Origin of the sequence: Hymenobacter sp. UV11, assembly GCF_004684095.1 — a bacterium.
Classification (GTDB): Bacteria; Bacteroidota; Bacteroidia; order Cytophagales; family Hymenobacteraceae; genus Hymenobacter.
The window spans coordinates 191,048-212,663 of sequence record NZ_SRII01000011.1; the positions used below are offsets into that span (position 1 = coordinate 191,048).

Consider the following 21,616-nt stretch of genomic DNA (forward strand, 5'->3'; position numbering starts at 1 on the left):
CAAGGCAAGCAGGGATTGAGTCGAAGCGGCAAGCTTCGTGACGCTCTCCCAAACGCAGCCAGCCGCGGCAAAGTTGGTGACACGTTATTTCACAAACAGGCGCTATTCATGGTCTGCTCATTTGATATTTTCGCTTTTATCACCGTCAGAAAGCCTTTTGCAACGTAAAAATCAGGCTTCTATAGCCAACTGCTGGCCAACAGTGCCTGCTCAAAATCTACCAATCTTACAAGCCGGCCGTGGAAATTTTGTCTACTGGGGCCAGCATCACCGAATCTTACAGGGTCCGATGCAAATTCCACTAATCTTTCTGGCCTTACGAACTGTTTAAACGGGTGCACCTGCCGCTGCCGGCGGTGCTACAATCGCCTTGTTTTATGCAGCCCAAGCACTTGCCTGATACCGCAGTCCCGACGGGTAGCCCTACTTCCGTCGTCACCGAATCCGCTACCCTTAACATTGAGGGCATGACCTGCGCCTCCTGCGCCAACTTCGTAGAAAAGGCCCTGGTCCGCACGCCCGGCGTGGAGCGCGCAATGGTCAACCTGGCCAGCGAGAAAGCTACCGTCGAGTACCGGCCGGCTCAAATTGACCGGGCGGGGCTAAAGGCGGCCGTGCAGCAAGCTGGTTACGAGGTGCTCGACACCGCTGCCTCAACCAGCCCACTGGCTGGCGATGACGAGTTGGAAGCCCGCAAGGCTCAGGGCTACGCGCAGCTCAAGCGCCGCTTTGCCGTAGCTGCATGGCTCGCCGCCTTCATCATGCCCCTGTCCATGCTCATGCTCTGGCCCGCGATGACGGCGCGGGTGTCAACGCCGCTGCTCAACTACGGCCTACTGCTACTGACCCTGCCGGTAGTGCTGTACAGCGGGCGGGAGTTTTTTGAGTCGGCCTGGAACAGCTTTCGCCACCGTACCGCGACCATGGACACCCTGATTGCGGTGGGAACGGGCACGGCCTTTCTCTACAGCCTAGCGGCCACCATGCTGCCGCACTGGTTCCGGCAGCACGGGCTGATGCCGGAAGTGTATTACGACACCACGGCCATCATCATTGCCTTGATTCTGCTGGGCAAGGTGATGGAGGCCCGCGCCAAAACGCAGACCTCGGCGGCCATCAAGGCCCTGATGGGCCTGCAGGCCAAAACAGCCCGGGTGGTGCGTGCCGGGCAAGAGGTGGATGTGCCCATCGAGCAGGTGCAGCTCGACGACGTGGTGGTGGTGCGTCCTAGGGAAAAGGTGGCCACCGACGGCGTGGTGCTCGAAGGGCAGTCGGCCGTGGACGAGGCCATGCTCACCGGTGAGAGCCTGCCGGTGGAAAAGAAAGCGGGTGACAACGTATTCGGCGCCACGCTCAACAAAACCGGCTCCTTCCGCTTCCGCGTGAGCAAGCTGGGCGCCGACACCATGCTAGCCCAAATTGTGAAGCTGGTTTCTGACGCCCAGGGCAGCCGCGCCCCCATCCAGCGACTGGCCGATAAAATCAGCGCCGTCTTCGTGCCCGTGGTCATCATCATTGCCCTACTCACCTTCGGGCTGTGGTTCGACCTAGCGCCGACCAATCTGCGCCTGCCGCTGGCGCTAGTCAACTTCGTGGCCGTGCTCATCATTGCCTGCCCCTGCGCGCTGGGGCTGGCCACGCCCACGGCCATCATGGTCGGCACCGGCAAGGGCGCGGAATACGGCGTCCTGATTCGCAACGCCGAGGCCCTGGAAAAGGCTTACCAGGTGAACACCGTGCTGCTCGACAAAACCGGTACCATCACCCGCGGCGAGCCGTCCGTTACCGATTTTGTGCCTACCAATGGCGACGCGCCCGCCCACCTGCTGCTTCTGCTGGCCGCCGTGGAGCGGCAGAGCGAGCACCCCCTGGCCGAAGCCGTGGTGCGCTACGCCGACGCCCAAGGAGTCGCTTCCGGCAGCACTACGCTAACGGCCACTGCCTTCCAGGCCTATGAGGGCCGGGGGCCGGTGCCACCGTCGACGGGCAGGTGATTATGCTCGGCAACCGGCGGCTGCTCAGCGAGCACAACGTTCTGCTTTCCACCGACACCGAGCAGCAGGCATTGCAGCTGCTAAGCGAGGCCAAAACAGTGCTCTATGCCACTATTGGCGGGCACGTGGCCGCCCTGATTGGGGTGGCCGATACGGTGCGCGAGTCCAGCCTGGCGGCCATTCAGGCCTTGCAGGCCCAGGGGCTGGAAGTAGTGATGATGAGCGGCGACAACCAGCAGACCGCGGCGGCGGTGGCTGGGCAAATGGGCATCAAGCGCTTCTTTGCCGAAGTGCTGCCGGCCGACAAGGCCAGCAAGGTGAAGGAGCTGCAGGCCGAAGGCCGCACCGTGGCGATGGTGGGCGACGGCATTAACGACGCACCCGCCCTGGCCCAGGCCGACATCGGTCTGGCCATGGGCGGCGGCACCGATGTGGCCATGGAAGCGGCTGGCATCACGCTCATGCGCTCCGACCTGCAGGGTGTGGTCACGGCCATTGACCTGTCCCGCCAGACCATGCGCACGATTAAGCAGAACCTATTTTGGGCCTTCTTTTACAACCTGCTCGGCATTCCCATCGCGGCCGGGCTGCTGTACCCGTTCACCGGCTGGCTGCTCTCGCCCATGCTCGCCGCTGGGGCCATGGCCCTGAGCTCGGTGTCGGTGCTGACCAATTCGCTGCGCCTGCGCGGCTTCACGTCCGGTGCGCGCTAAGCGCCCGGGTTTATCTCCTAGCCTTATGGATACTACCCAACTAGTGGTTACTTTTGCCGTGACGGGTATGATTGGCTTCGTCGTCTGGTTTTTCTTTTTTGCGCCGCACCGGGTGGCCACCGCCGTGTCTACCAGTGCGGGGGTACAGCAGGTCGACATCACCGTAAAAGGCGGTTACTCGCCGGACGTGATTGAAGTAGAGCGCGGCAAGCCCGTGCAGCTTAACTTTTACCGCGACGAGGAAAATAGTTGTTCGGAAGAGATATTGTTCCCCGACTTTAGCATCCGCCGCGACCTGCCCGCCTTCCAGACGACGGCCGTGGAGTTGCTGCCTCAGGAAGCGGGCCAATATGAATTCACCTGCGGCATGCACATGCTGCGGGGCAGCCTCGTTGTCAAGTAATTATGAACCTTCCCGCTGGCTTGCCGCCATCCGCTCCGGGTACTTCCCGCTTATTTATCCGCAACATGGTGTGCCCACAGTGCGTGCGCGTGGTGCGCCGCAAGCTGGAGGAAGTGGGCCTGAGCGTGCAGTTCGTGGCCTTAGGCGCGGCCGATGTGCTTCCCCCTCCCAATAGCGAGTTGCCGTTTGCCGCCGTGCGTGCCAGCCTGGAGGAAGTAGGCTTTGAAGTGGTGGAGGACCTGGCCCGCCAGTTGGTGGAGCAAACCAAAACGCTGGTTCTGGAACTGGTGCATTATACGGCGCCCGCCGACCGGGTGCACAACTTTTCGTATTACCTCAGCCAGCGCCTGCAACGGGACTACCACTACCTGTCCCAGATTTTTTCCTCCCACGAGGGCTTGACGCTGGAGAAGTACATCATCCGCCAGAAGGTAGAGCGGGCCAAGGAGCTGCTCAGCTACCAGGAAGCCACGGTGGCCGACGTGGCTCAGCAGTTGGGTTACAGCAGCGCCGCTTACCTGACCAACCAGTTCCGGCAGGTGACGGGCCTCTCGCCCTCGGAGTTTCAGCGCCTCGGACCCGGCAGCGCCGGCCGCCGCAGCCTCGATGACTTGATTTAAGTTCCAGAATCGGGTAAGCCCAGTGAAAAAATCAGGTGACCCCGCTGAACGGGCTGCTTAAGCGCCGCCGCGAGTCCAGAGCCGGCTGCTAGCCGGGTATCCGGTTGGAGCCATAACGGAATGCCGTCCGCAGGCACCCTACCCGAGGGCGGCGCCTGCGGACGGCATTCCGTTATGGCTCCGCATAAATTAGCCTTGCAGGCCGGCCCGGCAGGCCTGCTCGCAGCGGCGACAGGCTTCGGCGCACTCCTGGCAGTCCTGCATCTGGGTGTGCTTGGCGCATTCGTCGCCGCAGGCCTTGCAGATTTCAGCGCATTCGCGCAGCAGGTGCTGGGCGTGCTCGGAGCCCCGGGCCACGAGACGGGCGGTTAGGGCGCAGACGTCGGCGCAGTCGCGGTCGAGTTTAATACAGCGGGCCATCATCTGCACGTCCTGCTCGCTGAGGCAGGCGGTGGCGCAGTGCTCGCACGAGGCGATGCAGGCGTTGAGGGCGTCGAGGAGGCTTTGGTTTTGTGCGTGCATGGGATTTTGGGTAGGATGAAACAATTACCCTTACGTATACCCGTTGGAAGTCGCCGAGGTTGGTATAATTCCTGCGCCGCGGCTGTAAGATTTGTCTTTGCCTTTGGTTAATATGTCCACTGGCTTGCTGACTGCTGTCACCTTTATCGCTGCCCTGCTGCTGGCTTGTCCCTCCCAGAGAATGAAGCTCTACCCTACTCACAGCTAAACTCAGGCCCCAGCCATTGCCACCAACGGTGCCGCCCCAGTATGGCACACCAATACTTACCGCATTGGGGGCATGACCTGCGAGGCCTGTGCCCACCACATCGGAAGTGCGGTGGTGCAAGTGCCGACGAAAATTGTTACTGCTTTAGCCATATACTCCTTGGCCCGTTTTCTTCTTCATTTCGCCATCGAGTAACATGGCTATTATTACCTCGGAGGCTGGTGTTCCCCATCTACTTTAGTCAAGAGAGGTAGTCGTCTTGCTTTATGATGCACTTAGAGCGGTTCCCGTGTCAGTGTACAGGCCGGGCAGTAGGCCGAACGTTGTAGTTCGGCCTACTGCCCGGCCTGAGAATTGCTCTAAATGAGTAGCGAATGGATAATAACTCGTTGATTATCTGTCGTTGTGCCGCCTCCCTCATTGTCGTAGCTCCTGTAGCTTAAAGTCGCAGCATTGACGGCGCTAACCTTGTACTGTACTTATAGCGGTGCTGCTCAAGACAAGCGTAGATAGGCCAGTAGTTGAAAAACGGATTATGTAAACAGGTAGCCTTTAAAGCCGGTGGCCAGCAGCAAAAGCCGGTTGTCACGGAAGAAATCAGCCTCGGCCGAACTTCTTTCCTATTTCTTTTTCTTGCGCAAGCACCAGACACTGTAACAAGGCCGCTATTGGAAAGGCCAAAAATTCGCCTGTTGAAAGAGTCAGTGGGCTGGCGGGTTACAAAACAAAAATAGCGCTACCACCGGTTTTGTCGGCCGTAGCGCTGTTCAAAATCCGGAGGGTGCCGCCGGATTAGCAGCAGCACCCGCCGCCTTTACTCCGGGGTGCTTTGGCCGGGGCCTCACCCTGGTCGTGCAGCGTGTAGCCCGCCTGGGCCACGGCTTCTTTAAGGTCCGCCGGACGAGCCACGGTCGGGTCATACGTAACGGTAGCCGACGCGGACCCCGCCTCAACCGTGGCACTGCTCACGCCGTCCACGGCGCTCAGGGCGCGCTGGACCGTTCCAGCGCAGGACCCACAGGTCATACCTTCAACAGCAAAGGTTTCCCGCACAACTGAGTCGGGATTCTTGAGGCGGACAGTTTCCATAACAAAAAATTAGAGGTTTGAAAAAGTGGTTCATATGGTCCCAGGTGGCGGGACAGAACGGGCAACATAAACGGCCTGGGGCATTGATTCTTAGTTGCGAAGCCGTTTAAATAGCCAAAAAATCCCTGCTAGCAGCAGCATAAAGCCCAGTACCATCCCCCGCATCATGCCGATGCCCATGCGGCCGCAACAGCCGTCCATGTTCATTCCACGCATCATCGCATTGGGATTGGGAGGAAAGCTGCGCAAAGGCCGCTGACCCGGTTCTGTTATACCACATGCCTTGGTATGGCGTTAAAACCAGCATGGCCGCGCATTTTTCAGGGTAGTTGGGCTGGTCGGTGAAGAGTAGGGTTGCCTCGCAACACCCACTCTTATAGCCATTCCTTGACAGGTAGGTTTGTTATAATTCCGCTTGGAAGTTATAAGATTTGCCGGCTCGCTTCGGGCATCGAAACTCCGCCAGGGATATTTCTCATCAAGCAGATGCCTCTCCAATTGCTTTTCAAAAATCGTTTGTAAAACACTGTTGAGACCAACGCCCGTGGGGACGAGGCCCGCTGAATCAGGCAGCATACGTCAGCTCCCCTCTTGCTGCTTCACAAGGCCATTTAGCTCCCATTAAGGCAAGGCTGCCGACCTGAAAAACTAGAATACGAACATCAGCAGGACGGTAACCAGAAAACAAGTAACCACTACCGCTTGCCCGGCCCAGGAAACCGGCCCCATATCCGATGTCTCCCCCGTCCCGCCGAAATACATGGCGGCGACAACGCGCAGGTACACGGCCAGCGAAAGCACGCTGTTGAGCACGGCGGCCACGGCCAGCCACGTATAGCCAGCGGCCATCGTTGCCTCGAACAGCAGCAGCTTGCCCGCGAAGCCAGCCAGGGGTGGAATGCCCACCAGCGAAAACAAGAACACGGTCAGCGCCGCGCCGGCAAATACCCGGCGGGTACCGAGCCCACGGAAATCGGCCAGAGTTTTGCCGGTGCTCAGCACCACGGCAAAGGCGCCGAGGTTCATGGCGGCGTAGGCGGCGGCGAAGACGATGAGGGCCCGCCGCGCCCCGGCGCCGGCCGGCAGGCCCACCACGCCTAGCAGGAAGTAGCCCGCTTGCGCGATGGTGGAATAGGCCAGCAGGCGCACCACATTCTGCTGAAGCAGGGCCAGCAGGTTGCCGAAGGTCATGGAAGCCACGGCCAGCCCCGCCAGCACCAGCGGCCAGGCGACCGGCCCGTTGGCCGGCAGCGAGCGGCCCACCTGCGCCAGGGCAAAGAATACCCCGATTTTGGGTACTACCGACAGGTAGGCGGCTACCGAAACCGGCGCGCCCTCAAAAGTGTCGGGCGTCCAGAAGTGAAAGGGAAAGATGGAGGCCGCGTAGCCCAGCCCGGTAATCAGGGCCACGAAGCCGAAGGCCAGCGCCAGCGGGGGTAGGTCGGGCCGGGCCAGGGACGTCAGCAGCGTGTCGCCGGTGATGCCCACCCAGTAAGTGAGGCCGAAGATGAGAATGGCCGTCGTCACGGTGCCGTAGATGAAGTACTTGAGCGCCCCCTCGGTGCCGGCCTTGGTCTTGGAGTAGGCCGCCAGGGCAAAGCCACTGAGGCTGTTGATGAGCAGGCCCAGCACCAGAAACATCAGGTCGCCGGTGCCGGCCAGCAGCGCCGCGCCCAGCGTGCCGAAGCACAGCAGGCTGTAGACAGTGCCCTCGCGGGGGGTGCCGCGCAGCTCCTGGCGGGCCAGCAGGCAGCACAGCCCCGCCGCCGGCGCCAGAATAAGCACGCTCCAGTGGCTGAGCGCATCCACCCGGAAGGTGCCGGAGAAAGCCGTGGTATCCGCGCCCAGCTGCCGGAGCGCGGCGGCCCCGGCCGCGCCCAGCCCGCCCAGCGTCCAAGCCAAGCCCAACCGGCGGCGGCGCAGCATCTCCGCCACCAGCGCCCCGACGGCCGTCAGCAGCAGCACAATCTGCGGCAACACCAGCAGCAGGTCGCGCTTCATGTCCATGCCGCCGCTACTCATGGCCCGCCATGATGAGGCGCTGGGTGGCGTGAATCAGGCCCAGCAGGAACTCGGGGTAGAGGCCGATGAGCACGATGAGGGCCACCAGCGGCCCGATGGCCCACAGTTCGCGCGCGCCCAAATCACCCAGCGGACTCAGCACCGCGGGCTGCTCGCCCAGAAACACCCGCTGGATGGCCCGCAGGTAGAGCGCCGTGGTGATGATGAGGCCCACGAGCAGCAAGGCCGTGGCCACCGGCGCCACCTGGTAGCCGCCCAGGAAAATCTGAAACTCGGCCGGGAAGTGGGCCAGGGCGGGCAGGCCCAGCGAGGCGAAGCTGGCCAGGATGAACAGTCCGCTCAGCACGGGGTAGGCCGGGGCCAGGCCGCCGAGCTGGCCCATGTCGCGGGTGTGGGTGCGGTCCTGCAGCGCCCCAATCAGCAGGAACAAGCCGCCGGTCACGATGCCGTGGCTGACCATCTGCAAGACGGCCCCGTCGAGGCCGAAGGGGCCGCCGGCCGGGCGCAGGGCCGCCGCCGCTACCCCGAACACCACGTAGCCCATGTGGTTGACGCTGGTGTAGGCCACCATGCGCTTGATGTCGGTCTGGCCCAGGGCCGCGAAGGCCCCATAAATGGCCGAAAATACGGCCAGCCCCAGCACGTAGGGGGCCAGCTGCCGGAAGGCGTCGGGCGTCATTTGCAGGCCGAAGCGGATGAAGCCGTAGCCGCCCAGCTTCAGCAGCACCCCGGCCAGAATGGCGCTGCCGGCGGCCGGGGCGGCGGTGTGGGCCGTGGGCAGCCAGGTATGAAACGGGAACAGCGGCGTCTTGATGGCGAAGGCCAGCGCCAGCGCCCCGAACGTAAGAAGTGCCGCCGTGCCGCCCAGGGGCGGGTGGGCCAGCAGCGCCCGCATGTCGAAGGTGTGCGGGGCGGCCCCGAGGTAGAGCGCCAGGATGGCCAGCAGCAGAAACAGGCTCCCCACCAGCGTGTAGATAAAGAACGTGAGAGCGGCCTGCTTAGGGTTGTCGTGGCCCCAGCCGGCGATGATGAAGTACATCCCGACCAGCGTTACCTCAAAAAAGACGTAGAACAGCAGCAGGTCCAGGGCCAGGAAGGCCCCCAGGCAGGCGGTTTCCAGCAGCAGCATGAGCGCCACGAAGCTGGCCGGCTGCTCGCTGGTGTTGGCCGAGTAAATGAGGGTCGCCAGAAACAGCACGGCCGTGAGCAGCACCAGCGGCAGGCTCACCCCGTCCACCCCCAGCCGGTAGGCCGCGCCGATGGCCGGAATCCAGGGCAGCTCCTCCAACTGGGCAAAACCGCCGGGCACGCCCCGCGCCCACACCAGCCCGGCCGCGAGCAGTGTCAGGGCGGCCGTACCGATGCCGATGGCGAAGGCCGCACGCCGGCCCCGCGGCCGGAGCAGCAGCAGCAGGGCGGCTCCCAGCAGCGGCAGAAACACAGTCAGGGACAGGAGTGGAAAAGTATTCATGCGGTCAAATAAAAGCTGTTAAAACCAGCGAAAAAGCGAAACAAACAGGGCGGCTACCAGCGCCAGCACGCCCAGCACCGTCCACAGCAGCTCGCGGTGCACCAGCCCCGACTGCACCGGCCGGCTGAGCTGCCCGGCTCGCCGAAACGCCCCGGCCAAGCCCTGCACCGCGGCGGCCAGGCCGGCGTCGGCGCGGCGGGTACGGGCGGCCAGGGCCAGGGTGGCGGGCCCTACCCCCGCGGCGGCTTGCCGGAGGCGCGTATCGGCCCGGCGCCCGCGCCCAGCCAGCGCCAGCACGGCCCCGCCCAGGCCCAGCACTTGCCGGTGCAGGTACTCGTCGAAGCGGCCACACGCGGCGGCCAGCGCCAGCGTGGGCCGCCCCACCAGCGCCGGGAAGCCGCCGCCGATGGGGTAGTTATCCTGCACGAAGCGGAGCACCGGCGTCCCGACGTCGGCCGCCCGCAGGAACCAGCCCAGGCCCAGGCCCAGCGCCGCGGCCGTCAGGCCGGTGAGTTGGGCCGCAGGGGCTTCGGGCAGCGCGTAGCCGACGAAGCGCAGCACGTCAGCCAGGAAAAAGCCGCCCCCGACCACGAACCCCACCAGCCCCAGCAGCCCGGCTCGCATGAGGCCCAGACCCACCGCGTCGGCCGCCGGGCGGGCCGGGCCGCGCCACAGCAGCCCTAGCGACCGGCCGATGTAGAGGGCCGTGAGCAGCGCCCCCCCTGCGGCCACGCCGAAGTACCACGCCGGATTGCCGGCGCCCAGACCGGCGGCCAGGATGGCATCCTTCGACCAGTAGCCCACCAGGGGCGGCACCCCCGCCAGCGCCAGGCCCGCCAGCGCCCAGCCGGCCAGCGCCACCGGAGCCGTGCGCCCGCTGCCGCTGATGCGGGCGAAGAGCGTGCTCTCATTCTGATGCTGAAACAGGCCCGCGCTCAGAAACAGGCCGCTTTTCATAAAGGCGTGCGCGACCAGATGACTCACGGCCGCGCCTGGAAAGCCCGCCGCCAGGGCCACCAGCATGAAGCCCAGCTGGCTGGACGTGGAGGCCGCCAGCAGCTGCTTGATGTCGTTGCTGCACAAGGCGGTAAAGCCGGTCAGCACGATAGTCGCGCCGCCAACCGCGCCGATGTAAGGCAGGCTGGCCGGGGGCAGCAGCGGGTAGGCGCGTAGCAGCAGCACGACCCCGGCTGCCACCATCGTGGCCGAGTGCAGCAGGGCCGACACCGGCGTGGGCCCGGCCATCGCCCCCGCCAGCCAGCTCTGAAAGGGCACCTGCGCCGACTTGCCCATCACGGCCAGCAGCAGCGCCAGCGCCCCCACCAGCGGAATGGCCGGGCCCGGTTCGGCTTGCATGAGTGAGGTGCCGGACTGCAGCAGGATGATGACAATGCCCAGGTAAAGACCTAAATCGGTGAAGCGGGTGAGCAGAAAGGCGTTGACGGCCCCCTGCCGGGCCTTTTCCTCCCAGTGCCAGGTGGCAATCAGCAGGAAGGAGGCCAGGCCCATCAGCTCCCAGCCCGTCACGAACAGCAGCCAATCGGCCGAGAGCACCAGCAGCTGCATGGCCGCCACGAACAGCGACATGCTGGCCCAGAACCAGACCTTGCCCCGCTCGTGCGCCATGTAGCCGCGGGCGTAAACGAAAATCAGCAGCGCCACCACGGCGACGATTACGGCTAGCAGGGCTGTGAAAGGCGTGGCTCCCAAGCCGTAAGGCAAGCCCGGCAGCCCAGGCCAGGTGAAGCGCACCACCGGGTGGTGGCGCACTTGCCAGAGCAGCCCCGCGGCCCCCACCAGGGCACCCAGGCTGCCGGCCAGACCGAGCGCGGCCGGCCAGCGGCGCAGGACGATAATGAGCAGGGCGGCCAGCAGGGGCGCAAGGAGCAGTAGGGCAATCATGCGTTTTCCTTTAAATCAGCGGCCTCTTCGACTTCTACCGAGCCCCGGCTGCGGAAGCGTTGGGTGGCCAGGGCAAAGCCTACGGCCGCCTCCAGGGCCATCACGGTCATTACTACCAGCACGAATAGCTGCAGGGCGTAGGTGTGGGGGTGCAGCAGCCGCCAGAACGCCACCAGGTTGAGCATGGCCGCGGCCAGCATCAGCTCCACGCCCATCATAATCATCACCAGATTGGTCTGGCTGATGACGCCGTAGAGGCCAATGCCGAACAGCACGGCGGCGATACTCAGGCAAATCGTAAGGGCCATAGGGTGAATTAATCGGGTTGTTGGGGGTAGGCCAGCGCCGTGGCGACGGCGGCAATCATGGCGACCAGAATGCTGGTGCCGGCCGTCTCAAAAATCATCATCGAGCGGGTCATCAGCTCGATGCCCAGGTCGTGGTTCTGCTGCGTAGCCGAGGGAGCCAGCGCCTGCGCGGGCGGCCAGGGCGTGAGCAGGGCCAGGGCCAGCACCAGCACCCCGGCGCCGATGCCCACGGCGGCGGCCGGCCGCTGCTGGTGGGTCATATTCATGCTGCTCATACCGCCGGGGTCCATCATGTACATCATCATGAAAAAGGCCATGATGCTCATCTCGCCGGCCATCATCATGATTTGCAGCACGCCCAGAAACTCGGCGTCCAGGGCCAGGAACATGCCGCCCAGCGCCACCATCGCGGCCAGCAGCGACAGGGCCGAGCGCACCATCGACTTGGTGCGGAACACCCGCCAGCCGAACCAGATGGCGGCCAGGCCGAATACCCCCAGGAAAAGCAGTTGCAGCGGCGTCATAGCAGGAGCAGAATACCAACCCACAGAATATTGACCAGCGCCGCCGGCGTGGCGTACTTCCAGCTCCACTCCAGCATCTGGTCGTAGCGCAGGCGCGGCAGGTAGCGGCCCACCCCGAAGAAGGAGGCTGCCACCAGCAGCGTTTTGAGGAACGTCCAGGCGAAGCCGGGCAGCCAAGGCCCCTGCCAGCCGCCCAGGAAAAACACGGTTACGGTCAGCGCCAGCGTCATAATCAGCAGCAGCCGGCCCAGGCGGAACAGCAGCAGCCGGGCCCCGGTGAACTCGGCCCACACGCCCCCGGCCAGCTCACCCGCCGCCACCGGAAAGTCGAAGGGTGGCAGAAAGGCCAGCGCCAGCGCCGCCAGGTAGAACAGCCCGAAGCCGATGGGCTGGTAGACGATATTCCACAGTTCCAGTTGGGAGGTAACGATGCGGGCCGGCAGCATGGACTCGGCCCGCATCACGGTGGCGGTCAGGGCCATGACCAGCGGCATGGAGTAGGCAATGAGCTGCCCCAGGAAGCGCCAGCCGCCCAGCATGGCGTACACCCCGTTCACGGCCCAGCCGCCCATCAGCATCGCCACCATCACGTAGGCGAAGGCGGCATTCACAAACAGTGCCCCCGTGGCCAGGCCCAGCAAGGGCGCATCGGCCGACCAGGGCAGCACCGCGGCGGCCAGCGCGGCCGCGGCCAGGAAAAGCACCGGCGCGGTTTCGTAGAGGACGGTATCCGACTGGCGGGGGCGGATTTCTTCCTTCAGCAGCAGGTGCAAGACCAGGCGCGCCGGCCGGCCCCAGGCCAGCTGCCCAGCCACCGACCAGTATTCGAGCACCGCCAGCGCGTACACGCCGCCGCCAAATAGCAGCAGCACAACCAGCAGGGTAAGCGGATTTTCCATAAGGGGGAGCTAAGCGGTGATAGTCCAGGGTGAGATGTCGAGCGAGGCAATTGTTTTCAGCGCGTCGCCCAACTCCTGCTCCCGGACGAACTCATTGACCAGGGCCACGTGCCGGGCCGAGGGGGCGTGCAGGGTGTAGGCCGTTACCTGCCCGCTTTGCAGCGCCACTTCCAGCGTGGCCGTGCCCCGCGGCGTTTCCACGGTGGCCCGGCCCGTGCCCGCGGCGGCCTGGTCAGTGCTGGGGAAGGCAGGGGTAGGCGCCGCCGGGCCGAGCCGGGCGAGCCGATGCACTAATTCCTGGCTTTGCAGCATCTCCTGCAAGCGCACTTGCAGGCGGCCCCAGACGTTGTTTTCCGCCCGCACAACGGGCACAAAGCCAACTTGCTGGTAGAGCGGGTCGAGCTGACGGGCGTCGTGAGAAATGCCCGCGGCCCTGGCTACCGGCCCGCGGGCGTGGTGCAGCAGCGGGGCCGGAATCTGGCCTACCCCAGTCAGCGACTGGCGGAGTAGCGGTAGCCGCCGCACCTGCCGCACGAATGCCGTCACGGCCGCCGGCTGGTCCGGCACCTGGCGTAGCTGCCAGTACAAGTGCTCCGCCGCCTGCTGCAACCAGGCGTGGCCGATGGTCACGCCAAAGTCAATCAGCCAGTTGAGGTGACTGGCTATTCGTTCCTGTTCCAGCGCGATGAGCTGCGGCAGGGCCGCCGTTGCGGGCAGCCGCATGGCCTGCGCCAGGGCCCGGTGCGCCAGCAGGTGGTAGGCCGCCGGCGTCAGCGGGTCGAGGCCAGCCAGCCAGGGCGCGAACTCCCGCGCCGGCAGGGGCAGGCGGTCCGCCCGGCTTTGGTCGGGCTGGCCCGGCGTAATCACGGCCTTGGTCACGTTATCACCGTCGAGGTGCAGGCGCAGGTTCAGGCCGCCGGGCAGGCCGGGGAAGAAGGGACCGAAGGCGGCTTCCGAGGCTTCCATCGGCAGGCCGTCGGCGCTGCGGGGCAGGTCTTTGGTCATCTCCACCATCGACATAAAACCCATATCCATGCCGCTCATGTCCATGCCTGGCATTTCCGCGCCCGCTTCCGGTTTCATCTGGTCGCCCATCATGTCCGGCATGTCCATGCCTTCGGTGTGCGGCATGGGGCCGGCCGGTATGGCCGAGTGCTCGTGGCCAGCCTGGGCCGCGTGCGGCTGGTGGTGCCCGGGGTCGGGCGAATCAGCTGCGGGCGGCTCCTTTGTGTCTGTCGGCGGCATCGTGTGATGCGCGTGTTGGCCATCCGCCGCGGGCTCATTAGTAGTCTCCTCCCCCGATGGTTTGTCGGCCGCCTTCGGCATCGAGTGGTGCTCATGCGGCCCGTGCACAGGCAATGCGGCCGCATCCGGCGGGGGCTTCATGCCGGAGCGGTCCAAGTCTTTCATCATGCCCTCCATATCCATGCCGCCGGGCTCCATAGCACTGTGGTTCATGCTGCCAGAGCCTTTGTGGTCGCCTTTTTCCTGCTGCCCCGCGATAACCTGCTCGATAAAGGCCGGGGCAAAGGGCTGCGCCTCCGGGGCCCAGCCCTGGGCGGTTAGCAGGCGGCAGGCTTCGGGGCGCAGCGCCAGCAGGCCCGCTTGAGTGAGTGGCAGGCGAATGGCGGGAGCCGGCAGGGGTGCGATATCTAGCTCCCCCATCACGGCCAGCAGGCGCGGCCGGGGCATTTGCGCAAAAATCACGGCCGCGTTTTCAGCCAGGCCGGAGAGCAAAGGCCCTGTTAGGAGCAGTATATCGGCTTCGCGCGGGTTTCGGGCAATGGTCAGTCCGGCTGAGGCCAGCTCTAATCCGAGGGCCCGCAGCACGTCCTTGCCCGGCACTACGAACACCTTGAAGTTCTGAAACCTGGTTTTCATGAGCCACTGCTTCCAGGAGCTCAGCCGGCCCGCGCGGGCCTCGAACACGAAGGCTGACAGCATCTTATTGGCGTTTTAGCCCGCCCTGATTCCAGGTGTATACCAGGCCCAGAAAGAGAATCATTAGAAAAACGCCCATGTCCAGCAGGGCCGTGATACCCAATTCTTTGTAAACCACTGCCCAGGGATACATGAACGCCATCTCCATGTCGAAGCACAGAAAAAGCAGGGCAAAGCCATAGTAGTGCACGTGGTAGCGGACCCAGGCGGGTTTCAGCGCAAGCTGGCCGCTCTCAGCAGGCACGTCCTTGCCGGGCTCGGCCAGTGGCTTGCCCAGCGAGGCTTTGAGCAGATACAGCACGAGCGCAAACGCCACGGTAACTACCAGCATACCCAGCAGCAGCAGGTAGTGCGGGATGCTTTTCATAGGCCACGACTCACGATAGGACAAATTGTTGCCATTCGGTTGGGTTTGAAGGCTGAATAAAGAGGTGGCGGGCAGCGTCCTTAGCAATCTGGCGGACCCGCGGATAGGCTTGTGATAAATTGTAAGTGGTTGCCGGCGGGGTCAACCAGGGTTACGCTGTCCGACTGGGTTTCCAGAATCCGTCCCTGATTCTCGCCGTTGACGGTGACACGCTGTTCAAACCGCTGCTGGTACGCCGCCGCCTCCGGCACGGGCAAAACGACTTTAGCGGGCTGGCCGCGCGCGGAGAGCAGCAGCGAGTAGCCGTTCACCAGGTCAAAGCGCAGCCCGTCTGGGGTAGGCGTGCCCGGATGCCCAAGCACATCCGTATACCAATGCGCAGAAGCCGGCAGGTCAGAAGCAAAAATCGGCTGCTTGTTTGTCATCCTAGGCAAGTAAGAGGTGCGACGCATTTTTTCGGCCGCCCGCCCGTTTTATTGACACGTTGGGGGCACGCAGGTCTTAATTCGGTTACAGGTGCGGCGGCTGGTTATCCCAAGCGTTACGCTGCCAGCGCTGCAAAAGGTTAATCATATTCCCACTTTTAAGTTACATGATTCCTATGAATGAGCAAGTTTACCGCTGCTCGGGTGAGATAGTCCAGTCAAGCCGGATACTATGGGATATTGTTCGGCGGCGGGTTAAAATGGTGGCCGGGGTGCCGGCTTCGAAAACGTCAGCCTTTTCCTCGGGGTCGCTGCGGTAGCTGCTGAGCAGCAAGCTACCACCCAGCAGCAACGGGCCTAACGCCCGACGCAGGGAGGCCGACATGCACGGCATAGTGGAATTAAGGGAGTGCTGAACCACTGGCATTAGGGCAGGGTGGTGCTGACGACGTGGCTGTGGGCCTCGGGCTCGCCCTGCTGGGTTCATGCTGCACGTAGTATTCCAGCAGCGTGCCGGGCGCAAACGTGTCGGTGTCAGTAAAGGGCGAGCGGGCGTTGACGGCCACCCGCTGCCAGGGGGAGACCTCGCCCTCGTCGCGACGAAAGACATGGGACTTCCAGCAGCTCCTTCGAGAAAGCCAGATGGCGGCCGGTGGGCTCCCGGGTCAGGCCAATTTTGGCGGTGGGCATGCGTAGCGTTTTCGAAAGAATTAATGGCTAGGCGACCATGCCCAGCATCAGAAATAAGAGAAAGCCCACAAAAAAAGCCAGCGTGAGCAGCGGCGTTTCGGTTTCCTCGTGCGCTTCGGTCAGCAGTTTCTCGGTGACCAAAAACAGCAGCGCGGCCAGGCCAAAGGAAAGCACGATTTCCAGCAAATTGCCGGTGGCCCCGCGCAGTACCGTGGTGCCGATGCCCGCCCCGACCAGCAGCATGAGGGAAGTGCCGGCCACAATCGCGACGGCCCGGCCCTTGCCGTGGCCGTCCTGCCGCAGCTCAATGGCCGTGGCCAAGCCCAGTGACAGCAGCTCAATGGTGAGGGCAATGGCCAGCAGCGTGCCCTCCTTCGCGCCCGCCGCAAAGCCGATGCCCAGCAGCAGCCCGTCGATAAGAATGTCAATGCCGATGGCTACCAGCAGGCCCCAAGGCAGGGACGACGTGGCGGGCAATGCCCCCGCGCCAGCACTTGGCGCCGGGGCATTGCCCGCTTCCCCGGATTCTTCCTTTTTTTCCAGGCGCTGGGTGAAGTAGCGCAGCCCCAGCATGGTGGCCACGCCCAGGCCGAACCCCAAGGCCACTTCGTAGGGAGCGTGGTGCTCTACAATGTCGGGCAGCAGCTCGACGGCCACCACCGAGAAAATGACGCCGGCCGCGAAGTGCAGAATGGCGCTGCGCAGCTTCGGGCCGGGCGCCCGCCAGACGGCCAACGCCGCGCCGGCAATCATAACGATGGCCGGGAGCAGCGAGAAGCCCAGCATGGTGGTCCAGGGCGGCGTGACGGCGGTAGGAATAGTTAGGAGCATGAATGAAGATGGAATCGTTAGGGGGTGGGGGTTACCGCGTGGGCGTTGAGCCAGCGCTGGTACTGCTTGATTTCGGCCTGCTCGTCGCGCATAATCTGCCGCGCGGCATTTCGTACTTCCGCATCCTTGCCGTAGGCCAGCTTCGTTTGGGCCAGGGCCACCCCGGTTTGGTGGTGCACCTTCATAATCGTGGCAAAGTCGGCATCGGGGGTGCCCGGTAGGGGCGGTGGCTGGCGCAGGGGAGCCAGCGCGGCCGTGATGCGCCGCACAAATGGGTCCTGTGCGTTGCCCGGCCGGTACTCCTGACCCGCTGGCGGCTGCCGGGTGAGGGCCAGCGTGAGCATGTGGTTGTCGCGCTCGTGGCCCTTGAGCACGTGCTGGGCCTGGGCGCGCAGGGTCGAGTCCCGGCCGTGCGATAGTTCTACCGCCGCCAGTCGCTGAGCCCCGCCGTGGTGCACGCTCATCAGGCGGGCAAAGTCCTCGTCCCAGCACCCGCGCTGGCGCACCGTATCGAGCTGCTGCGCGAGCAGCCGCAGGGTGTCGCCCAGGGCCGGGGGCGCGGCCACGGGCGCCGGCTTGCGGCTGCTCGCGCCGGCGTGCACTTCCTGCTCGTGCTCATCGGTGTCGTGCCGGGAGCTGCAGCTGCTGGCGCTTAGGCCAGCGGCCAGCAGCAGCGCCCAATAGCGAAGGCATCGTTTCATGGCTGCAAGTCATAAGGGGTTATCAAGCGGGCTCGATGTGCACCAGGACATTGTAGACAGCGGGTTTGGCCTGCATGATGGTGGCCTTTACGGCGTGGGCGATGTCGTGCCCTTCGCGCACGTTGATGGTGCCATCCACGATGACGTGCAGGTCGGCGAAGAACTCAAAGCCCATTTTGCGCACGTAGCATTTCTCGGTCGCCACCACGCCCGGCACGGCTTCGGCCAGGGCACGCACGTCCTCGGCCCAGGTGCCGGCCGGCGCTTCGTCCATGATTTCGCCGAAGGCGGGCCGGAAAATGTGGTAGGCGTTGAACACGATGAAGCAGCAGGCTACCAGCGCGGCCCAGTCATCGGCACTCTCGTAGCCTTTGCCGCCGATAAGGGCAATGCTAATGCCGATGAATGCGGTGCACGACGTGATGACGTCGGCCCGGTGGTGCCAGGCATCGGCCTTAACCGCACTGCTGTCTACTTCCTTGCCCACCTTATTGACGCGCCGGTAAAGAGTTTCCTTGATGGCAATGACCACGGCCAGCACGGCCAGCGTGAACGGCGCCGGCAGCTGGTGGGGCGTGAGGATGTGCAAAATGCCTTCGGTGGCGATGTAGGCCGCTGCGGCCACCAAGGCAATGGCCACCATGATAGCGGCCAGCGGCTCGGCTTTGCCATGACCATACGGGTGATTTTCGTCTGGTTCGCGGGCGGCCGTGCGCAAGCCCAGCCACACGATGAGGGAGCTGAGAATGTCGGTGCCCGACTCAATGGCTTCGGCAATCAGGGCATAGGAGTGGCCCACGACGCCGGCCGTGCCTTTGCCTAGCACCAGGGCCACGTTGGCCCCAATGCCCAGCAGGGTGGACGACTGCCCTTTTTCGGCGCGCTCACGGTTAGTGGGCTGCCTCGACTGTTCCATAAACTGTATTGTTGAAAGTGAGTAGCGCTTTATAGCTTATTGGTGAAATCCACGCGTTAGATACGCACGGCGTTGAGGATAGCCAGCCGGGCCACGCCCACGTTGGCAAACACTGCCTCTCACATGGTGGCCGCGCTGCCCGCGCCCAGGCTAGCTCCACGGCTTTCACGACGAAGGCCCGCCAAATGTTTTGCCATACTACCATCTAGGTGGTCACCGTGACGCGCCGGGCGGGGGCAATCTTACTGAGGCGGTCGGTAGCGCATCCACGCTGGGCTAGCCTCGACCCTTCACTCAGGCCGGGTAGACGGCGCCAGCGGACACTTTCAAGAGCTGCACGCGCAGTCATTATCGCCAAAATCTTTTAATGCGAACTACAACTCAGGGTCAGTTAGAGTGCTCCATGCCTGCGCACTCCCAAGGGCGTCTTTTACAAGTAGTTTCCAGTCTCTAACGCACAAGGTTAGCGCCGAAGCCCCCCTTTAGGGATGGATGGTGGCCCCGCTTCCTTTTCTGGCTACCCTTCTGCGAAAGGCCCTGCAATCATACAGGGGCTGGAAGGGGTTTAGTCCGCAGGACCGGAGGCGCAGCCGCAGCCCCGTACAGCCCGGCCCGCAGGGAATCGCCCAAGCACTCGCAGAATACCTTTCGGCACGGGAAGCAAAACTGGATTGCTACTTTTGAGTACTGCTTCAACCGCTCTATTTACCCCTTGATTATGACCTCAGCCAGTCGAACTGCCTATGGGGCCCTGCGGGATTACCTGAACTCACTACTCAGCCCCACCCACCCCGACCAAGCGCTGGACGAGGTGCCGGCGGCCCTGCGGCCGGAGCTGGAAGCCTTCCTGCGCGGCAAAACTGCGTATCAGGACGAGGATGGCCGGCATGTGATTTACGCCCACGACCTGGCGGCCTGGGCCAGCGACCTGGTTTATGGCGCGGGCCTGACAACACCCCTGCCCCTGGCTACATTGGACGTGGCAGCGTTACGGGCGGCTACTGTGCGGTAAGCTTGGTTCTTCAGCTACTAGCTGGCCGTTGCACTCACAGCGAGCCAGTCAAGTCGTTGCTCAACTTATCCGGTGGCTAGGCAAATCTTTGTGATAACACGTCTGAAAGATATGCCAATAATTGGCAATTTTTGGCATGTCTTTCACCATGCATTCGCCTGACGAGCATTTCTTGGTTACGATAGCCGGGCGGCTACCGACCTCGTTTGGCGACCAGCTCAATTGAGAAGTTCATCATCCGCCAGAAGGTGGAGCGGGTCAAAGGGCGCATCGGCTACGGGAAGCTGAGCATCGCCGAAATGGCCGAGCAGTTGGGCTACAGCAGCCCGGCGCACCTCTCGCGGCAGTTCCGGCAGGTGATGGGCCTTACCCCTACCGAGTTTCAGAAGCTGGGTCCCGCCAGCCTTGCCCGGCGCAGCCTGATTCGCTGATTTAGACAAGCTCGGCAGCCGTCCTGCCGAATATCGCTAAACCAATTCCAATGGCCGGCGCTCTAATGGCCGGCGCTCTAATGGTTTAGGGCTATCCCAGGCTAGCGCTGATGAGCGTAGCGGGGGTGCTTTACTTTCAATCTGTAACTTAAAAAGCGCCTGCCTTTCCCAAGGATGGGTACACTCTTACTGCTTCTTTCTGATGGCTACTACGCTCACTGACCTTATTCAAGCCGACCTACTGGAAGCGCGCACCGTGCTGGACCGGTTCACCGCCGACCCTTCGACCGCGCCCGTGCTGGAGCGGGCCGCCCGCCTGCTGGCGACCTGTTTGCAGCAGGGCGGCAAGGTGCTGAGCTGCGGCAATGGCGGCAGCCTGTGCGATGCCCAGCACTTTGCCGAAGAGCTATCGGGCCGCTACCGCCGGGACCGCCCGGCCCTGGCGGCCATTGCCCTCACCGACGCCGCGCACCTGACCTGCGTGGCCAATGACTACGGGTTCGACTTCGTCTTCAGCCGGTACGTGCAGGCGCTGGGTCGCCCCGGCGACGTGCTGCTGGCCATCAGCACCAGCGGCCACTCCCCCAACGTGCTGCGCGCCGCCGAGGCAGCCAAAGCGGCCGGGATGCTGGTCGTAAGCCTCACCGGCAAGGATGGGGGCGCGCTGGCCGGGCTCAGCGACGTCGAGATTCGGGTACCGCACACCGGCTACGCCGACCGCATTCAGGAGGTGCACGTCAAGGTGATTCACGTCTTGCTGCGCCTGATTGAGCAGCTGGTCGCGTAGGCTAGCCTACCAATTATACTGGCTCAGCGCAACGGCCATGCCGGCTAGCAGATAGAAGGCAAAGCGCTGGAGCTTGTGGGCGGGCTTATGGTGGTCACACATGCGGCGGCAACACGGGGCAGCTAACTTTCGTTGCCTACCGACCGACGTTTCGGGCGCGCTAGCCATCCCCATCACTTCGCCATGTCCTCCCCTGAATCTGCTGAACCCGCCGACCTGACGCACCTGGTGCGCTACGTGCTGACCATCGACAACATGTGCGCCCCGGATTGCATCGCCTGGGTACGCACGCAGCTGGTCGGCCTGGGGCTGATAGTGGACCGGGTAGTAGTGGGCGAGGCGGAAGTAGCCACCACCCAGGCCAACGGCCCCCACCAGGAAGCTATTCGGGCCACGCTGGCGGCGGGGGGCTACCGCCTCGTGCACGTAACGACCAACGTCGGGTGAGGCTTACCGGCTAGCGTGCCAGTAAGCAAAGGCGGCGGGCGAAAGCTCCGCCAGCAGGTACGCGGCCAGCGGCTGGCCGCGCTGCTCCAGCACGTAGCGCCGAAACGGCAGCAGGTCGCGGTTGGCCTCAACCCCCCTGGCGGCCACGGCCAGCTGCGCTTTGGGGGGCAGGTGGGAAAGGAAGGCGTCAAATTCGGCCGCCGTCAGGTCCGCCTCCGCCAACTGCTGGTAGTACGCGGCTTCCGCACGGGCAATTTCTTCCGGTAAAGTCATGGGAAACGGAAAGAAGAGAAACAAAAAAAGGCCAGCGCTGCTAGACAGCGCTGGCCTTTCTAAAGGTACTGATGGGTTAGCTGCCGGCCTGCTCGTGGGCGTGCAGCGGCTCCTTATCAC

At 63.8% G+C, this 21,616-nt stretch carries 24 protein-coding genes; 8 read left to right on the forward strand and 16 right to left on the reverse strand.

Going from position 1 to position 21,616, the window contains the following annotated elements; genetic code table 11:
• The first annotated feature begins 377 nt into the window (after positions 1 to 377).
• The 4 genes from E4631_RS20240 to E4631_RS20250 are packed head-to-tail and all read left to right on the forward strand — an operon-like array spanning position 378 to position 3,730.
• Complete coding sequence (locus E4631_RS20240) at positions 378 to 1,994, forward strand: heavy metal translocating P-type ATPase (protein WP_317129137.1); 1,617 nt, start codon at positions 378 to 380, stop codon at positions 1,992 to 1,994.
• A 2-nt stretch (positions 1,995 to 1,996) separates the two neighbouring features.
• Positions 1,997 to 2,707 (forward strand): HAD-IC family P-type ATPase, encoded by a 711-nt coding sequence (locus E4631_RS26975; protein ID WP_317129138.1) that lies wholly within the window; start codon positions 1,997 to 1,999, stop codon positions 2,705 to 2,707.
• A gap of 25 nt (positions 2,708 to 2,732) precedes the next feature.
• Positions 2,733 to 3,110 carry a cupredoxin domain-containing protein gene (locus E4631_RS20245; RefSeq protein WP_133658824.1) on the forward strand — a complete coding sequence of 126 codons (378 nt, stop codon included), beginning with the start codon at positions 2,733 to 2,735 and terminating at the stop codon, positions 3,108 to 3,110.
• Between the two features lie 2 nt (positions 3,111 to 3,112).
• Positions 3,113 to 3,730 carry a helix-turn-helix transcriptional regulator gene (locus E4631_RS20250; protein WP_133658823.1) on the forward strand — a complete coding sequence of 206 codons (618 nt, stop codon included), beginning with the start codon at positions 3,113 to 3,115 and terminating at the stop codon, positions 3,728 to 3,730.
• Positions 3,731 to 3,919: 189 nt separating this feature from the next.
• On the opposite strand, the gene E4631_RS20255 is transcribed toward E4631_RS20250, so the two are convergent.
• From E4631_RS20255 to E4631_RS20325, 15 genes are all read right to left on the reverse strand, one after another.
• Positions 3,920 to 4,252 carry a four-helix bundle copper-binding protein gene (locus E4631_RS20255; RefSeq protein ID WP_133658822.1) on the reverse strand — a complete coding sequence of 111 codons (333 nt, stop codon included), beginning with the start codon at positions 4,250 to 4,252 and terminating at the stop codon, positions 3,920 to 3,922.
• A 1,000-nt stretch (positions 4,253 to 5,252) separates the two neighbouring features.
• Positions 5,253 to 5,549 carry a heavy-metal-associated domain-containing protein gene (locus E4631_RS20260; RefSeq protein WP_133658821.1) on the reverse strand — a complete coding sequence of 99 codons (297 nt, stop codon included), beginning with the start codon at positions 5,547 to 5,549 and terminating at the stop codon, positions 5,253 to 5,255.
• A 648-nt stretch (positions 5,550 to 6,197) separates the two neighbouring features.
• Complete coding sequence (locus E4631_RS20265; protein WP_240735098.1) at positions 6,198 to 7,571, reverse strand: NADH-quinone oxidoreductase subunit N; 1,374 nt, start codon at positions 7,569 to 7,571, stop codon at positions 6,198 to 6,200.
• Positions 7,564 to 9,042 (reverse strand): NuoM family protein, encoded by a 1,479-nt coding sequence (locus E4631_RS20270; RefSeq protein WP_133658820.1) that lies wholly within the window; start codon positions 9,040 to 9,042, stop codon positions 7,564 to 7,566. The genes E4631_RS20265 and E4631_RS20270 overlap by 8 nt, the downstream gene beginning before the upstream one ends.
• Positions 9,043 to 9,060: 18 nt before the next feature.
• Positions 9,061 to 10,944 carry an NADH-quinone oxidoreductase subunit L gene (locus tag E4631_RS20275; RefSeq protein WP_133658819.1) on the reverse strand — a complete coding sequence of 628 codons (1,884 nt, stop codon included), beginning with the start codon at positions 10,942 to 10,944 and terminating at the stop codon, positions 9,061 to 9,063.
• Positions 10,941 to 11,252 carry an NADH-quinone oxidoreductase subunit NuoK gene (gene nuoK / locus E4631_RS20280; RefSeq protein WP_133658818.1) on the reverse strand — a complete coding sequence of 104 codons (312 nt, stop codon included), beginning with the start codon at positions 11,250 to 11,252 and terminating at the stop codon, positions 10,941 to 10,943. Before nuoK ends, E4631_RS20275 begins: the two co-directional genes overlap by 4 nt.
• Positions 11,253 to 11,260: 8 nt before the next feature.
• On the reverse strand, positions 11,261 to 11,776 hold the full coding sequence (locus E4631_RS20285; protein ID WP_133658817.1) for an NADH-quinone oxidoreductase subunit J: 516 nt from the start codon (positions 11,774 to 11,776) through the stop codon (positions 11,261 to 11,263).
• The gene (locus E4631_RS20290; protein WP_133658816.1) at positions 11,773 to 12,675 is read right to left on the reverse strand and encodes a complex I subunit 1 family protein; all 903 of its coding nucleotides are present in this window, start codon (positions 12,673 to 12,675) and stop codon (positions 11,773 to 11,775) included. The genes E4631_RS20285 and E4631_RS20290 overlap by 4 nt, the downstream gene beginning before the upstream one ends.
• 9 nt (positions 12,676 to 12,684) lie before the next feature.
• On the reverse strand, positions 12,685 to 14,619 hold the full coding sequence (locus E4631_RS20295; RefSeq protein ID WP_133658815.1) for a hypothetical protein: 1,935 nt from the start codon (positions 14,617 to 14,619) through the stop codon (positions 12,685 to 12,687).
• Position 14,620: 1 nt separating this feature from the next.
• Complete coding sequence (locus tag E4631_RS20300) at positions 14,621 to 14,983, reverse strand: NADH-quinone oxidoreductase subunit A (protein WP_166648181.1); 363 nt, start codon at positions 14,981 to 14,983, stop codon at positions 14,621 to 14,623.
• Positions 14,984 to 15,063: 80 nt separating this feature from the next.
• On the reverse strand, positions 15,064 to 15,408 hold the full coding sequence (locus E4631_RS20305) for a VOC family protein (protein WP_133658814.1): 345 nt from the start codon (positions 15,406 to 15,408) through the stop codon (positions 15,064 to 15,066).
• Positions 15,409 to 15,598: 190 nt separating this feature from the next.
• Positions 15,599 to 15,793: a hypothetical protein gene (locus E4631_RS26295; RefSeq protein ID WP_133658813.1), complete on the reverse strand. Its 195-nt coding sequence runs from the start codon at positions 15,791 to 15,793 to the stop codon at positions 15,599 to 15,601.
• A gap of 332 nt (positions 15,794 to 16,125) precedes the next feature.
• Positions 16,126 to 16,929: a transporter gene (locus E4631_RS20315; RefSeq protein ID WP_240735100.1), complete on the reverse strand. Its 804-nt coding sequence runs from the start codon at positions 16,927 to 16,929 to the stop codon at positions 16,126 to 16,128.
• A gap of 17 nt (positions 16,930 to 16,946) precedes the next feature.
• Entirely contained in the window at positions 16,947 to 17,630 is a 684-nt protein-coding gene (locus E4631_RS20320; RefSeq protein WP_133658812.1) for a DUF305 domain-containing protein, read from the reverse strand.
• A gap of 22 nt (positions 17,631 to 17,652) precedes the next feature.
• Complete coding sequence (locus E4631_RS20325) at positions 17,653 to 18,546, reverse strand: cation diffusion facilitator family transporter (RefSeq protein ID WP_133658811.1); 894 nt, start codon at positions 18,544 to 18,546, stop codon at positions 17,653 to 17,655.
• Positions 18,547 to 19,264: 718 nt separating this feature from the next.
• Here E4631_RS20325 and E4631_RS20330 point away from each other — a divergent pair.
• The 4 genes from E4631_RS20330 to E4631_RS20345 all read left to right on the forward strand — a co-directional run bounded on the left by E4631_RS20330 (position 19,265) and on the right by E4631_RS20345 (position 21,223).
• Positions 19,265 to 19,558: a hypothetical protein gene (locus E4631_RS20330; RefSeq protein ID WP_133658810.1), complete on the forward strand. Its 294-nt coding sequence runs from the start codon at positions 19,265 to 19,267 to the stop codon at positions 19,556 to 19,558.
• A 206-nt stretch (positions 19,559 to 19,764) separates the two neighbouring features.
• Positions 19,765 to 19,989: an AraC family transcriptional regulator gene (locus E4631_RS20335; protein WP_133658809.1), complete on the forward strand. Its 225-nt coding sequence runs from the start codon at positions 19,765 to 19,767 to the stop codon at positions 19,987 to 19,989.
• Positions 19,990 to 20,191: 202 nt separating this feature from the next.
• Entirely contained in the window at positions 20,192 to 20,776 is a 585-nt protein-coding gene (gene lpcA, locus E4631_RS20340; protein WP_135318631.1) for a D-sedoheptulose 7-phosphate isomerase, read from the forward strand.
• A 183-nt stretch (positions 20,777 to 20,959) separates the two neighbouring features.
• Complete coding sequence (locus E4631_RS20345) at positions 20,960 to 21,223, forward strand: hypothetical protein (RefSeq protein WP_133656670.1); 264 nt, start codon at positions 20,960 to 20,962, stop codon at positions 21,221 to 21,223.
• Between the two features lie 3 nt (positions 21,224 to 21,226).
• On the opposite strand, the gene E4631_RS20350 is transcribed toward E4631_RS20345, so the two are convergent.
• Complete coding sequence (locus E4631_RS20350) at positions 21,227 to 21,496, reverse strand: hypothetical protein (protein WP_133656671.1); 270 nt, start codon at positions 21,494 to 21,496, stop codon at positions 21,227 to 21,229.
• Positions 21,497 to 21,616 lie beyond the last annotated feature (120 nt).

Coding starts and splice junctions, on each gene's coding strand:
- E4631_RS20320 (WP_133658812.1), bottom strand. CDS start 17,630: ATGAAACGATGCCTTCGCTATTGGGCGCTGCTGCTGGCCGCTGGCCTA.
- E4631_RS20295 (WP_133658815.1), bottom strand. CDS start 14,619: ATGCTGTCAGCCTTCGTGTTCGAGGCCCGCGCGGGCCGGCTGAGCTCC.
- E4631_RS20275 (WP_133658819.1), bottom strand. CDS start 10,944: ATGATTGCCCTACTGCTCCTTGCGCCCCTGCTGGCCGCCCTGCTCATT.
- E4631_RS20255 (WP_133658822.1), bottom strand. CDS start 4,252: ATGCACGCACAAAACCAAAGCCTCCTCGACGCCCTCAACGCCTGCATC.
- lpcA (WP_135318631.1), top strand. CDS start 20,192: ATGGCTACTACGCTCACTGACCTTATTCAAGCCGACCTACTGGAAGCG.
- E4631_RS20350 (WP_133656671.1), bottom strand. CDS start 21,496: ATGACTTTACCGGAAGAAATTGCCCGTGCGGAAGCCGCGTACTACCAG.
- E4631_RS20240 (WP_317129137.1), top strand. CDS start 378: ATGCAGCCCAAGCACTTGCCTGATACCGCAGTCCCGACGGGTAGCCCT.
- E4631_RS20305 (WP_133658814.1), bottom strand. CDS start 15,408: ATGACAAACAAGCAGCCGATTTTTGCTTCTGACCTGCCGGCTTCTGCG.
- E4631_RS20265 (WP_240735098.1), bottom strand. CDS start 7,571: ATGAGTAGCGGCGGCATGGACATGAAGCGCGACCTGCTGCTGGTGTTG.
- nuoK (WP_133658818.1), bottom strand. CDS start 11,252: ATGGCCCTTACGATTTGCCTGAGTATCGCCGCCGTGCTGTTCGGCATT.
- E4631_RS20250 (WP_133658823.1), top strand. CDS start 3,113: ATGAACCTTCCCGCTGGCTTGCCGCCATCCGCTCCGGGTACTTCCCGC.
- E4631_RS20270 (WP_133658820.1), bottom strand. CDS start 9,042: ATGAATACTTTTCCACTCCTGTCCCTGACTGTGTTTCTGCCGCTGCTG.
- E4631_RS20330 (WP_133658810.1), top strand. CDS start 19,265: ATGACCTCAGCCAGTCGAACTGCCTATGGGGCCCTGCGGGATTACCTG.
- E4631_RS20260 (WP_133658821.1), bottom strand. CDS start 5,549: ATGGAAACTGTCCGCCTCAAGAATCCCGACTCAGTTGTGCGGGAAACC.
- E4631_RS26295 (WP_133658813.1), bottom strand. CDS start 15,793: ATGTCGGCCTCCCTGCGTCGGGCGTTAGGCCCGTTGCTGCTGGGTGGT.
- E4631_RS20325 (WP_133658811.1), bottom strand. CDS start 18,546: ATGGAACAGTCGAGGCAGCCCACTAACCGTGAGCGCGCCGAAAAAGGG.
- E4631_RS20315 (WP_240735100.1), bottom strand. CDS start 16,929: ATGCTCCTAACTATTCCTACCGCCGTCACGCCGCCCTGGACCACCATG.
- E4631_RS26975 (WP_317129138.1), top strand. CDS start 1,997: ATGCTCGGCAACCGGCGGCTGCTCAGCGAGCACAACGTTCTGCTTTCC.
- E4631_RS20245 (WP_133658824.1), top strand. CDS start 2,733: ATGGATACTACCCAACTAGTGGTTACTTTTGCCGTGACGGGTATGATT.
- E4631_RS20345 (WP_133656670.1), top strand. CDS start 20,960: ATGTCCTCCCCTGAATCTGCTGAACCCGCCGACCTGACGCACCTGGTG.
- E4631_RS20285 (WP_133658817.1), bottom strand. CDS start 11,776: ATGACGCCGCTGCAACTGCTTTTCCTGGGGGTATTCGGCCTGGCCGCC.
- E4631_RS20300 (WP_166648181.1), bottom strand. CDS start 14,983: ATGAAAAGCATCCCGCACTACCTGCTGCTGCTGGGTATGCTGGTAGTT.
- E4631_RS20290 (WP_133658816.1), bottom strand. CDS start 12,675: ATGGAAAATCCGCTTACCCTGCTGGTTGTGCTGCTGCTATTTGGCGGC.